General features: G+C 69.8%; 11 protein-coding genes. 7 read left to right on the top strand and 4 right to left on the bottom strand.

Translation table 11 applies throughout. From position 1 onward, the window contains the following. Nucleotides 1-73 precede the first annotated feature (73 nt). The 4 genes from IPL89_07045 to IPL89_07030 all read left to right on the top strand — a co-directional run bounded on the left by IPL89_07045 (nt 74) and on the right by IPL89_07030 (nt 6,010). Nucleotides 74-2,173: a 2-oxoisovalerate dehydrogenase gene (locus tag IPL89_07045; protein MBK9062939.1), complete on the top strand. Its 2,100-nt coding sequence runs from the start codon at nt 74-76 to the stop codon at nt 2,171-2,173. A 53-nt stretch (nt 2,174-2,226) separates the two neighbouring features. Next, a complete protein-coding gene (locus tag IPL89_07040) occupies nt 2,227-2,886 on the top strand; it encodes a hypothetical protein (GenBank protein ID MBK9062938.1) in 660 nt (219 codons plus the stop codon). Further along, a complete protein-coding gene (locus IPL89_07035) occupies nt 2,883-3,542 on the top strand; it encodes a hypothetical protein (protein ID MBK9062937.1) in 660 nt (219 codons plus the stop codon). Before IPL89_07040 ends, IPL89_07035 begins: the two co-directional genes overlap by 4 nt. Before the next feature lie 143 nt (nt 3,543-3,685). Beyond that, nucleotides 3,686-6,010, top strand: a complete 2,325-nt coding sequence (locus IPL89_07030) for a cytochrome c biogenesis protein ResB (protein MBK9062936.1) — start codon at nt 3,686-3,688, stop codon at nt 6,008-6,010. A 20-nt stretch (nt 6,011-6,030) separates the two neighbouring features. Here the strand turns inward: IPL89_07030 and IPL89_07025 are convergent, their stop codons facing one another. Beyond that, a complete protein-coding gene (locus IPL89_07025) occupies nt 6,031-7,086 on the bottom strand; it encodes a thioredoxin domain-containing protein (GenBank protein ID MBK9062935.1) in 1,056 nt (351 codons plus the stop codon). A gap of 1,416 nt (nt 7,087-8,502) precedes the next feature. Here IPL89_07025 and IPL89_07020 point away from each other — a divergent pair. Then, entirely contained in the window at nt 8,503-9,672 is a 1,170-nt protein-coding gene (locus IPL89_07020) for a CehA/McbA family metallohydrolase (GenBank protein MBK9062934.1), read from the top strand. 85 nt (nt 9,673-9,757) lie between these two features. Here the strand turns inward: IPL89_07020 and IPL89_07015 are convergent, their stop codons facing one another. After that, entirely contained in the window at nt 9,758-10,675 is a 918-nt protein-coding gene (locus IPL89_07015) for an OmpA family protein (protein ID MBK9062933.1), read from the bottom strand. Nucleotides 10,676-10,755: 80 nt separating this feature from the next. Further along, a complete protein-coding gene (locus IPL89_07010) occupies nt 10,756-11,688 on the bottom strand; it encodes a transporter (protein ID MBK9062932.1) in 933 nt (310 codons plus the stop codon). 106 nt (nt 11,689-11,794) lie between these two features. Here IPL89_07010 and IPL89_07005 point away from each other — a divergent pair, with 106 nt between their 5' ends. Beyond that, nucleotides 11,795-12,502, top strand: coding sequence for a hypothetical protein (locus IPL89_07005; GenBank protein MBK9062931.1), 708 nt, complete (start codon nt 11,795-11,797; stop codon nt 12,500-12,502). Nucleotides 12,503-12,506: 4 nt separating this feature from the next. Here the strand turns inward: IPL89_07005 and IPL89_07000 are convergent, their stop codons facing one another. Beyond that, complete coding sequence (locus tag IPL89_07000) at nt 12,507-13,199, bottom strand: carbonic anhydrase (GenBank protein MBK9062930.1); 693 nt, start codon at nt 13,197-13,199, stop codon at nt 12,507-12,509. A gap of 61 nt (nt 13,200-13,260) precedes the next feature. Here IPL89_07000 and IPL89_06995 point away from each other — a divergent pair, with 61 nt between their 5' ends. Next, the gene (locus IPL89_06995) at nt 13,261-14,535 is read left to right on the top strand and encodes a DUF3300 domain-containing protein (protein ID MBK9062929.1); all 1,275 of its coding nucleotides are present in this window, start codon (nt 13,261-13,263) and stop codon (nt 14,533-14,535) included. Nucleotides 14,536-14,547 lie beyond the last annotated feature (12 nt).

The raw sequence follows: 14,547 nt of genomic DNA, 5'->3' as shown, positions 1-14,547 counted from the left end.
GGGAGGCGGATTCTAACCGAAGCGGTAAGATGAGACTTCTTCTCGTAATCCCCCTACCCGAGGAGTGGGAAAGATGACTGAACCCGGTGTCCTCTCCGCGCCCGTGGCGTTGCCCGCCGCCGCCGCTCTCGCGGCCGTGGCGCCGACGCGCGACGAGCTCAGGAGGTGGTATGCGCTCATGCATCTCGCGCGCATCCTCGACGACAAGGCTCCGAACTACCTGAAGCAGGGCCTCGGCTGGTCGTATCACGCGCCCTCCGCCGGCCACGACGGCATCCAGGTCGCGCTCGGCGTCACCTTCCGCCCGAATGTCGACTATCTCTTTCCCTATTACCGCGACCTCACGACGTGCGTCGCGGCCGGGCTCAGCGCGGACGAGATCCTCCTGAACGGCATGTCCAAGCGCGCGGACGTCGCCTCCGGCGGGCGCCACATGTCGAACCACTTCGCGAAGCCCGCGATCCACGTCCAGAACGTCTCGTCCTGCGTCTCGAACCACGCTCAGCACGCGACCGGGCTCGGAAGGGCGATCAAGACGTATGGCGCCGACTCGGTCGTCTACTGCTCGCAGGGCGAGTCCTCGACGTCCGAGGGCTACTTCTACGAGGCCGTCAACGGGGCCTCGCGCGAGAAGCTGCCCGTCGTCTTCGTCGTGCAGGACAACGGCTACGGGATCTCCGTCCCGAAGAGCGACCAGACGGCGAACCTGTACGCGTCCGACAACTTCGCGGGCTTTCTGAACGTGAAGATCGTCCACTGCGACGGCAAGGATCTCTTCGACTCACTGCGCGCGATGCGCGAGGCCGTGGCCTACGTGAAGTCCGGCGCTGGCTGCGCGCTCGTCCACGCCGATTGCGTGCGCATCAACTCGCACTCGAACTCCGACCGCCACGAGCTCTACCGCACGCCCGAGGAGCTGGCCGCCGCGAAGGCTCTCGACCCGCTGCCGCGCCTCCGCCGGACGCTCGTCGAAGGCGGCGCGTTCACCGAGGACGAGATCGCCGAGATCGAGGCCTCCAACGTCCGCCTCTACGACGACGCCGCCGACCGCTGCCGCAAGGCGCCGGACCCTGACCCCGCGTCCATCTTCGATTTCGTCTCACCCGAGCCGTGGGTCCCCGCGGGCGACGGTCTCGCGTCCGTGGCCCGCACGCCGGAGGCGGTGGACGGCGCCGCGGCGCCCGAGCTCACGCTCATCCAGTCGCTGAACCTCACCCTCAAGGAGATGTTCCGCGAGAACCCGGACACGTACATCTGGGGGCAGGACGTCGCGTACAAGGAAAAGGGCGGCATCTTCAACGTCACGAAGGGCATGCAGCAGGAGTTCGGGGCGAAGAGGGTCTTCAACGGCCCGATCGCCGAGGACTTCATCCTCGGGACGGCCGACGGCTTCTCGCGCTTCTCCGACAAGATCCGCGTCGTCGTCGAGGGCGCCGAGTTCGCGGACTACTTCTGGCCCGCGGCCGAGCAGATGGTCGAGATGTCGCACGAGTACTGGCGCACGAACGGCCAGTTCGTCCCGAACGTCACCGTGCGCATCGCGTCGGGCGGGTACATCGGCGGCGGCCTCTACCACTCGCAGAACATCGAAGGCTGGCTCACGACGCTTCCCGGAATCCGCGTCGTCGTCCCCGCCTTTGCGGACGACGCGGCGGGACTCCTCCGCACCGCGATCCGCTCGCGCGGGATCACGGTCTACCTCGAGCCGAAGTACCTCTACAACGCGCGCGAGGCGCGGACGCACGTACCTGTCGACTTCGCCGTGCCGTTCGGCAAGGCGCGCCTCCGCCGCACGGGGAAGGACCTCACGATCGTCGCGTTCGGGACGCCCGTCCACTTCGCGCTCGACGCGGCCGCCGCGCTCGCGAAGGAGGGCAAGGAGGTCGAGGTCCTCGACCTGCGCTCGCTCGTCCCGCTCGACTTCGAGGCGATCGCCGCGAGCGTGCGGAAGACGTCGCGCGTCCTCGTCGTCCACGAGGACAAGGTCCACGGCGGCTTCGGCGGCGAGATCGCCGCGCGCATCGCGTCCGAGCTCTTCGAGCACCTCGACGCGCCCGTCGACCGCGTGGGCTCCACGTTCACGCCCGTCGGCTTCAACCGCATCCTCGAGCGCGCGATCCTGCCCGACACCGCGCGCGTGCTGGCGGCTGCCCGCAAGACGCTCGCGTACTGACGCCGCCCGGCGCTCCTCGCCGGTGATAGGTTTCCCTCAGGAGGAGCGGCCTCTTGCGAATGCGTTTGTGTCTCGCCGCCGTCTTCGCGCTCGTCTTCGCGGCGCCGCTGCGCGCCCAGAACCTCGTCTCGGATCCCGCGTTCACGCAGGGAGTCGGCGCGTGGAGCAGCCTCGGCGTCACGGGCAGTTTCACGATGACGTTCAACGCGGGCGTCAGCCGGCGCCCGGGCTCCGGGAGCGCCCTTCTGTCCTTCGACTCCCCCGCCTTCGGCAGTTACGTCACGTGCGTGAACGTCGTCCCCGGCCAGCAGTACGACTGGGGCTACTCGATCCGCTACCCGGACGCCGCGAGGCTGATCGGGCTCAACGAGCTGTTTGACAGGTTCACCGGGCCCGGATGCACGGGAACGAGTCTCGGCGGCTATTTCCTGCCGCTGTCCCCCGGAGCTGCCAACGTGAACGTCTGGCTCGACACGTTCGCCGCCCGGTTCGTCGCTCCCGCAACCTGCCAGAGCGTCCGCATCGGCTTTGGCGCCGTCGGCCTCGGCGGCGCGAAGATCACCGCGCAGCTCGACGACGTCTACGTCGGGGCCACCGGCACCGTCCCGCCGATCGACCCGCCCGCGCCCGCCCCGGCTCTTTCGACGCTCTCCCTCCTCGTCCTCGCGGGCGCGCTCGCGCTCGCCGGGGCGTACCGGTCGGCGGCCGGGTGACGCGTCAAGGTCTCTGCGCGGCGCTCGCCGCCGCCGTTGCCGTCGCATTCGCCGGCACGGCGCGGAGCCAGAATCTGATTCCGGATCCCGCCTTCAGTCAAGGCGTCGGCGCGTGGAGCGCAGGCGGCATTTCGGGCGGCTTTTCGATGACGTTCGCGCCGGGTTTCAGCAAACGCTCCGGTTCCGGCTCGGCGCTGCTCGCCTTCGACTCGCCGGCGAGCGGCGTGTATTCGGTCTGCGTCAACGTCACCGGAGGGCAGACCTACGAGTGGGGGTATTCGATCTTCTTTCCGGATCCCGCTCGCACGACGGGCCTCTACGAGACGCTCTCGGGATACAGCGGGGCGGGCTGCACGGGCTCGGTCGTCGGGGGCTACGCGCTTGGGATCGTGCCGGGAGCGACGAACGTCTGGGGAAGCGTCAAGGCCTTTCTCTTTCCGGCTCCCGCGAACTGCCGGAGCATCCTCGTCGGATTCGGCACCGTCGGCGTTCAGGGTCTGAAGGCCACGGCATACGTGGACGACGTGTATCTCGCGCTCGCGGGCAGCGTCCCGCCGATCGATCCGCCCGCGCCGGCCCCGGCTCTTTCGACCCTCTCCCTGATCGCCCTCGGTGGAGCGCTCGCGCTGGCCGGCGCACGTGTCCTCAAGGCCTGACGGACTTGCCCACCGCCGAGGCGCGCACGCGACGCCTCGTGTCCTGATGCGGCTGCATCGGTGACCCGCGGGACTGAGACCCGTTATCGTCGGGCCTCTCGCGGCGTCGGCCTCCCGCCCGACCGCCCGTTGCTGGAGGCCCGATGAAGAAGCTCCTCTCGAACCTCGCCTCGCTCAAGCTGACCGTCGTCCTCGTGCTCCTGATCGGCGTCGTCCTGTCGGCCGGCACGATCCTGGAGTCCATGCGCGGAACCGAGGCCGCAAAGGCCGTCTACGAGGCCTCGTGGCTCTACGCGCTGCTCATGCTCTTTGCGGTCAACGTCGTCTGCGCGCTCGTCGACCGCTGGCCGACGAACCGCTGGCGGATCGGGTTCGCGATCACGCACCTCTCGATGCTCCTCATCCTCGCCGGCGCCCTCGTGACGCTCGTCGCGAAGACCGAGGGCCAGATGCCGATCTGGGAGGGCGAGCAGTCGAACTCGATCCTGCGCGAAAAGGCCGGGCAGCAGGTCCCGCCGATCACGCTCCCCTTCGCGATCCGCCTCGACGCGTTCGAGCTGGACACGTACCCGGGCACGGGCATGCCCATGCAGTACCGCAGCCGCGTGCGCATCGTCGCCGGCTCGGCGCAAACCCCCGGAATCATCGAGATGAACAAGCCGCTCTCGTACGGCGGCTACAGCTTCTTCCAGAGCAGCTACCGCATCGAGGAGGGGCGCCGCGCGACCATCCTCTCCGTCTCGCGCGACCCGGGGCAGCCGATCGTCTTCGTCGGCTATTACCTCCTCGTCGCGGGCATGATCGTCGTCTTCGCGACACGCCTCATCCAGTTCCGGATGGCCGCGGCGACGCGCGCTCCCGTCCCGCTCACGATCGGCCTCCTCGCGGCCGCGTTCGCGCTCGCCGCGCCCGCGCGCGCCCTCGAGGTGCCCGACGCCGCAACCGTCGAAAAGCTGCGCGTCCTGCCGGTCCAGCACGACGGCCGGACGATGCCGTTCGACACGCAGGCGCGCGAAGCGATCCGCAAGGTCACCGGGATGTCCTCCTGGCCTGGCGTCGACCACGTCGCAATGGCCGCGGGCTGGGCGTTCGACGCGCAGGGCTGGCAGAGCGCGCCGATCGTGAAGGTCGGTGGCGCCGCGTTGGCTCAGGCCGCCGGCCTTCCCCCCGGCACGCGCTACGCGAGCTTCGCGCAGCTCCTCGCCTCGCAGGCGTTCCGCCAGGCGAGCGCCGCCGCGCACGAGGCCGAGCACGAGCACGAGGGCAGGAAGCCCTCGAACCTCGACAAGGACGTTCTGAAGCTGGAAGGGCGCCTGGAAACCCTCTATGGGTACTTCCAGGGCGACGCGATCCACCCGTTCCCGTCCCCGGACGCGAAGGGCGCGTGGCGGTCCGCGAAGGGCCTGCGGTCGGCCCCCGAGCTCGCGTCGGTCCCCGACCGCGTGCGCGCCTCCGGCGCCCCGTCCCACTACCCAGACGCGAAGGCGATCGCGCGCGAGATCACGTACAACAAAGTGCGGCCGGGCCGCATCGCGTGGCTCCTGCTGCTGCCCGCCGCGATCGCCGCGGGGCTCTCCGTCGGCGACCGCCGCGTCCGCCTGCGACCGATCGCCGCCGCCCTCCTCGTCGCGGGCTTCGCCGCGATGACGTGGGGGATCGCGCTGCGCTGGCAGATCGCCGGCCGCGTTCCGGCCTCGAACATGTACGAGTCGATGCTCTTTCTCGGCTGGGGCGTCGGCCTGTTCGGCGTCGTCGCCGTCCTGCTGAGGCAGCGGCTGCTCCTCTCGAACGCCGCCGGCATGGGCGCGCTCGCGATGCTGCTCGTCGACCTCCTGCCGATGGACCCCTTCATCCATCCGATGATGCCGGTCCTCTCCGGCACGCCGTGGCTCGCGATCCACGTCCCGATCATCGTCGTGAGCTACTCGGTCCTCGCGATGGCGACCGGGCTCGCGCATCTCGTCGTCGGCGTCGAGATCTTCGCGCCGAAGCGGCGCGACCTTTCGGCGCGCTGGAGCGAGCTCCTCTACTGGTACATCCACGTCGGCTCGATCCTGCTCATCGCCGGCATCCTGACCGGCTCGATCTGGGCCGCCTCGTCGTGGGGCCGTTACTGGGGCTGGGACCCGAAGGAAGTCTGGTCGCTCGTCGCGTTCCTCGCGTACATGGCGATCCTGCACGCGCGCTTCGACGAGCAGATCCGCGAATTCGGCGTCGCCGTCTGCTCGATCGCGGCCTTCTGGACGATCCTCATGACGTACCTCGGCGTGAACTTCGTCCTCGCCTCGGGCCTCCACTCCTACGGCTTCGGCAGCTCCAGCCTGCTGCAGTCGATGGCCCTCGTCGCGGCCGTGGAGATCGCGTTCCTCGCCTGGGGATGGCGGGCGCGAAGGGGGCAAGAGCACGGGCGGAGGCCTCACGCTCCCGGCCGCGAGGACTTGAGCATCGACTCCCACGCCGCTCGCTGAGCCTCGACTGTCGCCTTCGGTCAGCGCTTGTTCGAGAGCGTGTGGTCGATGACTTCCTGGAACGTCTCGAACGGTCTCGACCCGACGTAGGGACGGCCGTCGATGAAGAACGTCGGCGTGCCGTTCAGGCCGAGGGCCTCGCCGGCCTTGCGGTCCGCGTCCACCTTGGCCGCCATCCGGCCGGAGTCGAGGCACGCGTCGAACTTCGGGGCGTCGAGGCCGAGCTTCTTGGCGTGGGCCTTCAGGTCGTCGACCTTCAGTGCCTGCTGGTTCGCAAACAGGACGTCGTGCATGTCCCAATAGCGCTGCTGCTCGCCCGCGCAGTGGGCCGCCTCGGCGGCCTTCGGCGCGTTCGAATGGATGGAGAGCGGAAGGTCCCGGTACACGAGGCGAACCTTGCCCGGGTACGCCTCGAGGACGCGCTTCACCGTGGCCTCTGCGCCGGCGCAGTACGAGCACTCGTAGTCCGAGAACTCGACGATCGTGACCGGGGCATCCGGGCTCCCCTTCGACGGGCCCTCGGCCTTGACGTCCACGCGGTTCGGGAGGTACGGCGGGAACGTGATCTGGACCTTCGCCTCGGCCTTCAGGCGGGCCACGTACGCCTGCCGGACCTGCTGCGTCTGCTCGCCTCTGAGGTATCGGGCGATCTCGGCCTTGACCTCGGGGAACGGCGGCAGCTGCCGGCCGGAGGCCTTCGTCTGGTCGTAGACCGATTGCAGCTGGGCCTCGTCGGGGTCTCCGACCTTGCTCGTGATCTCGCGTGCGACGAGGGCGTCCGTCGTGAGGCCTTCCTTCTTCGCCCTCGCGTCGAGGAGGCGCTGCTCGACGAGCGCGTCGAGCGCCCGCCGCTTCATTCCCCAGACCTCTTCCGCGAACCGCGCTTCCGCGGCCGCCAGCGGGCCCTTGACCTCGGCCGCGAGGTCGGCGTCCGTGATGACCGTGCCGTCGATGCGGGCCACGGCAGCTTTCGGGTCCTGGTTGGCGGGAGTCGCATGCGACGACTCCGCGCAGAGGGAAAGAAGGAAGAGAGTCAGGGAGAGTCCGGCCACGAGCTTCATCGGTCGGTCATGCATGCGAGCGTTCCGGTCAGTTTCTCATGCCGTGGCGCGCGGCCGCCGGCTCCTGACCTCCGCGTCGCCTAGACTTCCCGATCATGAAATCGCCGCTCGCCGCGTTCTGCCTCTTCGCCGCCGTGTGTCTCGCGCCGCCGGCCCCCGCAGCCCCCGGCGCCCTCGAGGCCGTCGAGACGCTCTCGAAGCCGGGGCGATTCGACAAGTACCCGTCCGTGGCCTTCGACGCGGCGGGCGACCTCTGGTGCGCGTTCACGACAACGGAGGGCGGGAACGACCGCGTCGTCGTCCGGCGGCGGAAGGGTGGCGTGTGGTCGGACGAGTCGCGCGTCGACGCGGGCGACGGCCTCGAGACTGGCGCGAAACTCGTCCTCGACGGGAAGAACCGCCTGCGCGCCTTCTGGCACGGCAAGAGGAAGGGCGGGTGGGCGGTCTACTCGCGCACCCTCGCGGGCGGCGCGTGGGGACCGGAAAGAAGGATTTCTCGTGAAGGAAGAGACGCTTTGCACCCGGTCGTCGCACGCGACTTCTCGCGTCGCATTTGGGTAGCGTGGGAGGAGTTCAAACGCGGCGGGTTCGCGATCTCGCTCGTCGCGGAGAACGGGTCGGGATGGAGCGCGCCGGTTCGTGTCTCCAGTTCCGGCACCGACCGCCGCCCGGCTCTCGCGGCGCCGCCGGACGGAGGCGTCTGGCTGGCGTGGGACTCGACGCACACCGGCAACTACGACGTCTTCCTCGCGCGGGCGCGTTCCGCCGGTTCCGGCGCGCCGAGCCTCGGCGTGCCGATCGCCGTCACGTCCGACGCGGCAATCGACGACTCGCCGTCTCTCGCGTGCGGCAAGGACGGCGCGCTCTGGATCGCGTGGAACTCGATTAGAGGCCACTCGGCAGACGCGTTCCGCGCGGACCGCCACTCGGGCGACGCGTTCGTGAGGGTTTACAGGGACGGCTCCTTCTCCGCGCCCCCCGGCACCGCGCCGGCCGCCCTGCCGGGGCAGGTCAGCTTCGGGATGACGGACAAGTCCCTGCGCGACGTCGAGGAGCCCTACTGGCACTGGAAGCAGACGCAGAACTATCCGTCGGTCTTCCTCGACGGCGACGGGCGCGCGTGGATCGTGTGGCGGACGGACGCGACCGGCGCGCACAACTTCGATCTCTGGGCGCGCGTCCACGACGGGCGAAGCTGGTCGTCGGAGCTGCACGTCACGACGTTCTCGCCCGGCCGCGACGAGTTCCCGTCGGCGGCTCTCGCGCCCGACGGCTCGCTCGCTCTCGCGTGGGAAGCGCAGACGCTGCCGAAGGCGGGCGAGACGCTGACGGGCGGGGACGTGGACGCGTACAACACGCACTCCAGCCCGAACGTCGTCCTCGCCGGACGGCTCGTGGCGCCGACCGAGGGCTGGACACCCGGCGCGCTCGCTGCCGCGCCGCCCGACCGCTTCGAGGCAATGCCCGACCTCGAGCCGCGAGCGCCCGGCCCCGAGCCGCGCACGGCGACGGCCGGCGGCGGCCGCTGGCACGTCTACTTCGGCGACCCGCACAGCCACAGCATCCTCTCGGACGCGAAGACGGGCCACCCCCGACCAGCTGCTCGCGCTTTCGCGCGACCGGCTCGGCCTCGACTTCGACGTCGTCTCCGACCACTCCGAGATGGGCCTCCTCCAGCCGTCGGAGTTCGCGGAGCTGCGCGCGACGGCGGGCGCGTTCGACGCGCCGGGCCGCTTCGTGAGCCTCACGGGCTGGGAGTGGACGGCGGGCTCGAGCTTCGGCCACCGCGTCCTCCTCTATAAGGACGACGGGCCGGAGCACACGCACCGTTCCACCGACGCGGAGAGCGACACGATCGAGAAGCTCTACCGGCACGCGCGCGAGCACGGCGCCGTGATGTCGCCGCACCACACGGGGCACGCGCTCTGGGGGCGCTGGAACCCGGCGGCCGCGCACGACGAGGAGCTGGAGCCGAACTTCGAGATCGCCTCGTGGCACGGGCGGTACGAGTTCTACGGCAACCCGCGCGAAGGACGCCGGCAGGTGCCGGGCCACCAGTACCAGGACGCGCTGCGCCTCGGCCGCCACGTGGGCGTCATGGGCGCGAGCGACACGCACCACCTCTCGCCCGGCGAGGGCGGGCTCACGGCGGTCCTCGCCGAGCGGCTGGACCGCGCGTCGATCTTCGACGCGATCCGGAATCGCCGGAACTACGCGACGACCGGCGCGCGCATCGTCCTCGAGTTCACGGCGGACGGCGCCCCGATGGGCTCGATCCTCTCGGGAAAGGGTCCGATGACGCTGGACGTACGTGTCGAAGGGACCGCCCCGATCGACCGCGTCGAGATCGTCCGGAACCTCCGCGACACGTTCGCGGCGGTCCGGATGCGCCAGACGCCCGGCGAGGCGGCGGCCGAGTACGTCCTCTACGACCCGAAGGACCCGCAGGGCGTGAACTGGCTGAAGACGGAAGACGCGCGGCGCATTTCCTTCAGCGTGCAGGACTCTCCCGACGCGGGGGGAGAGACGAGCTGGTACGTACGCGTCACCCAGGCCGACGGCGAGCAGGCGTGGTCGTCCCCCATCTGGGCGAGGCACTGACGACGAGACGCGCGCTGCAAAGAAGAAGGGCGGCTCCCCTCGTGGAGAGCCGCCCCTGCGGGTTCGGAAAAACGTCAGCCAGAGGCTATTCGGAAAGGATCAGAACCTCGACGCGGCGGTTCTCGGCGCGACCCTTCACGGTCTTGTTGTCCCCGACCGGCTTGGTGTCGCCGAAGCCAGCGGTGTGGATCCGCGCCGGGTCGATCCCGCGCTTCACGAGCCGTTCCTTGACGGCTTCGGCTCGCTTCGCGGAAAGGGTCTGGTTGTAAGCCTTGGGGCCCGTGCTGTCCGTGTGGCCCTCGAGGTCGAACTTGGCGGTCGGGTACTTCTTGAGGAACTCGACGGCCTTCTCCACGTCGGCGTCATCCGCCTTGGCGAACGTCGCCTTGTTGGTGGCGAAGTTGACGTGCAGCGTCAGGCGGTCGATGACCCTCGGAACGACGGTGACCATCGCGGAGGCGTCACGCGCCCCGCCCGCGCCGTTCGCGCCCAGCTTGTAGGTCGTCGTCGCGTCGGGGCAGACCTTCTTCGAGCCGTTCAGGTCCACGTTTCCAACGCCCTGGTCGATCATGGCGCCGGAGGCGTTCGACGTCGTCCACGTCAGCGTCGAGCACTCGCCCTGCTTGACCGAAGCCGGGTTCGCCGCGAAGGTGATGACAGGCGCGGCGGGAGGCGCCTTCACGACCGGGGGCGGCGGCGGCACGGGCTTGGGCGGGCACAGCGCCTTCGCGCGGGCCATCGACTCGTTCGCGAGCTCGATCGCCTTCTTCGTGTCGCAAGGCGTGCAGACCGCGAAGGCGTCGTTCTTCAGCTTCTCGGCGGCGGCGAACAGCTCCGGGCAGTCCTTGTCCTTGCCGGCCTTGCGGGCGTCGGCGATGGCCTGGTCCGCGGCGGTCAGCTCCTTGGGAACCCCGCATCCCGAAAGAAATCCCACAGAGAGAAGGACGGCTGCCGTCGCAAGCAGCGATCTGGTCATCCTGATTTTCGTCATCGTGCACTCCATTTCAATTTTCAGTTCCCTTTGAACGTTCTGCCTACTCTATCAAGATAGTCCCTGCGTGCGATCCGCGCCGCCATTGAGGCTCATTTCCCAGGGCGGCTGAGCCAGAGGTACTGGTAGGCGATTCCGTACGAGTCGAAACGGGATCCGACCCGGGCGTCCACGCCCGTTGAGGCGGACACCTTGATCGAGTGGCCCCTCGCGACGGGGACCGAAGCGGTCAGGCCGGCCCGGCTGTTCGCCTGGCGCGTGTCGCCGGGAATGTCGTTCGTGTACGTCTTCCCGCCCGCGTAGTACGTCGCGTCGGCGGCGATCCAGAGGCCGGGCCGGACCGTGTACCCGACGTGGGCCTGCAAGGTGTAGAGCGGGTCCTGCGAGCGGACGTTCTCGCCGGGGTAGGTCTGGGTATTGTCGAGGAACAGCCAGACGCCGGCCGAGGCCTCGAGCGTCCAGTGCCCCGCCGGGTAAGACAGGCCGAACTCCGGACGGAACGCCCAGCGGTTCGTTCCGATGTTGATGAGCTTCTCGTTGCTGTACTGGCCCGTCGGGGCGACGACGATGACGCTGAATCCGAGCGTCGGCTCGGGCTTGCGGGCCATGAACTCCTTCATCGAGAGCGCCGGCCCGCCGAGGAGGTTCACGACGAAGCGCAGGCGCAGGTCCGCGAGGCCCGAGCGGGTGATGGACTGGTACGTCTCTCCCACGTTGCCGTCCACCGACGCCCAGACGTACGGGACCACGACGGCGACGGACGAGATCCGCCCGAAGAGGCTGAACGTGTGCCCGTACCCTCCGACGACGCCGTTGATGAAGGCGCGGACGTCGGAGAAGGGCAGCGAGGGGTCGAAGAGGACCTCGCCCGACTGGTACGAGTAGTTCGTGATGACGAAGTTCGCGTTCATCGGCGCGGGGGCGTAGGCGCGCGGCTCGAGATCCTGGGCGCGGGCGGAGGACGCGGCGGTGAGAAATAGGCCCATCGCCAGCAGCCTCACGAGACGGATTTGCAGGTCTTTCATGGCGCCCGGATCGTATCCGGAAAACGGCGCCCGCGGCGGCGGCGGCAAGTTCATTCCTTCGATCGATCGCAATCGGACCATTGGCCGACCGCGCTAACCTCGGCGCGTGGATCCGATCGCGGCGGCCCGGACGTTTCTGCCCTTCTGGCTGCCGCTCCTCCCCCTCCTCGTGCTCCCCTTCGCCTTTCTTGCGGGGTGGCTCGCGCGCAAGCGCACGCGTTTCGCGGCCGTGATGGTCTCGTCCGTCGCCGGCGCGCTGGTCGCGCACCTCGCCGGGCCCCTCTCGCTCGTCGGGCCGGGCGTGGCCGGCTTCCTCGGAGGCACGGCCGCATTCGCGGGCTACGGACTCGGGAGAAGGCGGGCTCCCCCGACGCCGCCCGAGAGCATCGCCCGCCGGGCTGCCTCATTGGGCGCGGCTCTCCTCGTCCTCGTCGCGGTCGAGGTGGGCCGTCCGAGGGTCATGCCTGTCCTCTCCCGGAGGAGTCCTCTCGCCGCCGTGGCGCTGACGGGCGGCGGGGCGGGGCCGCTGTCCGATCTCGCGAGCGATCGCGCCGCCGGCGAAAAGCCGGCCGCCGCCGTCGCGTTCTACCGCGCCGCGTTCATGCTGGACGGGCGGCCCGGGCACCTCGCGAACGCCGCGTTCGTCGAGAACCGGCTGGCTCGCTGCGCCGAGGCGCGGGCTCTTGCGGACGAGGCCGGGCGCGCGGCGCAGCGCCCGGGCGTCTCGGAGCTGGACCGCCATCTCGCCACCCGCGCCGCCGCCGTGGCGGCCCGTTGCGCAGCCGCGTCGGCCGCCGACGAAAAGCCGGACTGAGCTCCTAGAGCTTCTCCCAGAACTCCTCGTCGCTCTCGACGGACGCGAGGACGTGCCGTTCGTTGGGCGAGCCCATCTCGCCGGCCCCGAGCGGCACGAACCGCCGCCCCGTCGCGTCGAGGCCCTTCACGCGGCCGGTTCCGATGTCGTAGACCCACCCGTAGATCTCGAGCTCGCCCTTTTCGACGAGCGGGCGCACGAACGGGAACGTGAGGAGGTTGCGGACCTGCGCGATCACGTTGTAGTCGACGACGTACTCGAGCATCTCCTCGTCCGACGCGCCCGGGTGCGCCTCGAGGGCGGCGCGCCGCGCGAGGTCCGCGTACGAGACCCACTGCTTGACCGCGGGCATGGCGTCGAGCGCCTCCGGGTGGAGGACGCCACGCATCGCACCGCAGTTCGAGTGGCCGCAGAGGATCACGTCGCGGATGCCGAGGGCGACGAGCGCGTACTCGAGCGACGCCGTCGTCCCGCCGTAGGCCGAGCCCGCGGGCGGGACGATGTTGCCCGCGTTGCGGATGATGAAGAGATCGCCGGGCTCGGCCTGGAGCATCAGGTTCGGCACGACACGCGAGTCCGAGCACGCGATGAACACGGCCTGCGGTGTCTGGTTCTTCGCGAGGCGCTCGAAGAGCTCCTTGTGCCGCGGGTAGGCGATCCGCTGGAACAGCGTCAGGCCTTCGAGAACGTTTCTCACGACGAGAAGTCTAACGTCACCGCGAACGACGGGATTAGGATGCGGGGGAATGGGAGAGGCCATGACTCAGACATCCTCCAGCCCCCGCCGTCCCGACCGACCCTCCCGCGCTCTTCTTGCGCTCCTCTGCGCCGCGCTCCTCGTCCCCGGCGAGGGCGCGCTCCTCGCGCAGGCGGCGTCACCGGCGGCAGCCGAACCGGCCCCGGTGTTGCTCACCCCGGACCAGCTCGATTCGCTGGTGGCCCCGGTCGCCCTCTACCCGGACGACCTGCTCGCCCAGACGCTCGTCGCGGCCACCTACCCGCTCGAGCTCATGCAGCTCCAGCAGTGGCTCGCGAAGAACAAGGGCCTGAAGGACAAGGCTCTCGCCGACGCCGTTGGCAAGCAGCCCTGGGACCCCTCGATCCAGTCGATGGCGCCGTTGCCCGACGTCGTCAAGAGGCTCTGCGACGACATCCAGTGGACGACGGACCTCGGGAACGCGTTCCTCGACCAGCAAAAGGACGTCATGAACGCCGTCCAGCGCATGCGGAAGAAGGCCCAGGAGAAGGGCGCGCTGAAGACAAACGAGCAGCAGAAGGTCGAAACCAAGGTTGTCGAGACGCAGACGGTCATCGTCGTCCAGTCCGCGAACCCCGAGGTCATCTACGTCCCGGTCTACAGCCCGACGGTCGTCTATCCGCCGCCGGTCTACCCCTACCCGCCGATCTACTACCCGCCGCCTCCTCCTCCGGGCGCGGCGTTCATGACGTTCACGGCCGGCGTCATGATCGGCGCGGCCGTCTGGGGCGGCTCGTGCTGCGGCTGCGGTTGGGGGGGCTCCAACAACACCGTGAACGTCAACGTGAACAACAACTACAACAAGAATACGAACGTTCAGGCCGGAAACGTGCAGCACAACTCCGCGCACCGCGGCGGCGCGCCGTACTCGAGCAGCGCCTCGGCGAACAAGTACGGCGGATCGACGAAGGGCGGCGCGGCCGGACGCCAGCAGAGCGCCGGCGCGAGCGCCAACTCCGCGAATCGCAGCGGAGGAGGCGGGGGCACGAGCCCCAGCGCGAGCACCGCGAATCGCAGCGGAGGAGGCGGGGGCGCGAGCCCCAGCGCGAGCACGTCGAGCCGTGGCGGAGGTGGCGGCGGCGGCGCGAGCCCCAGCACCAGCTCGGCGAGCCGAGGCGGTGGAGGGGGCGGTGGAAGCCCCAGCGCCATGAGCGGCGGATCGGGCGGTTTCAGCGGCAGCAGCGCGAAGGCGAGCAGCTCCCGCGGCTCTTCGAGCATGAGCGGGGGCGGCGGATCGCGCGGCGGCGGCGGCGGCGGACGCGGAGGACGCCGGTGAGAGGAGAGACGA

Source organism: Acidobacteriota bacterium (genome assembly GCA_016716715.1).
Classification (GTDB): domain Bacteria; phylum Acidobacteriota; class Thermoanaerobaculia; order UBA5066; family UBA5066; genus Fen-183.
Note: the sequence above shows the minus strand (reverse complement) of the source record. Positions and strands in the feature narration are given on the sequence as shown.

Coding starts and splice junctions, on each gene's coding strand:
- IPL89_07045 (MBK9062939.1), top strand. CDS start 74: ATGACTGAACCCGGTGTCCTCTCCGCGCCCGTGGCGTTGCCCGCCGCC.
- IPL89_07030 (MBK9062936.1), top strand. CDS start 3,686: ATGAAGAAGCTCCTCTCGAACCTCGCCTCGCTCAAGCTGACCGTCGTC.
- IPL89_07025 (MBK9062935.1), bottom strand. CDS start 7,086: ATGCATGACCGACCGATGAAGCTCGTGGCCGGACTCTCCCTGACTCTC.
- IPL89_07015 (MBK9062933.1), bottom strand. CDS start 10,675: ATGGAGTGCACGATGACGAAAATCAGGATGACCAGATCGCTGCTTGCG.
- IPL89_07010 (MBK9062932.1), bottom strand. CDS start 11,688: ATGAAAGACCTGCAAATCCGTCTCGTGAGGCTGCTGGCGATGGGCCTA.
- IPL89_06995 (MBK9062929.1), top strand. CDS start 13,261: ATGACTCAGACATCCTCCAGCCCCCGCCGTCCCGACCGACCCTCCCGC.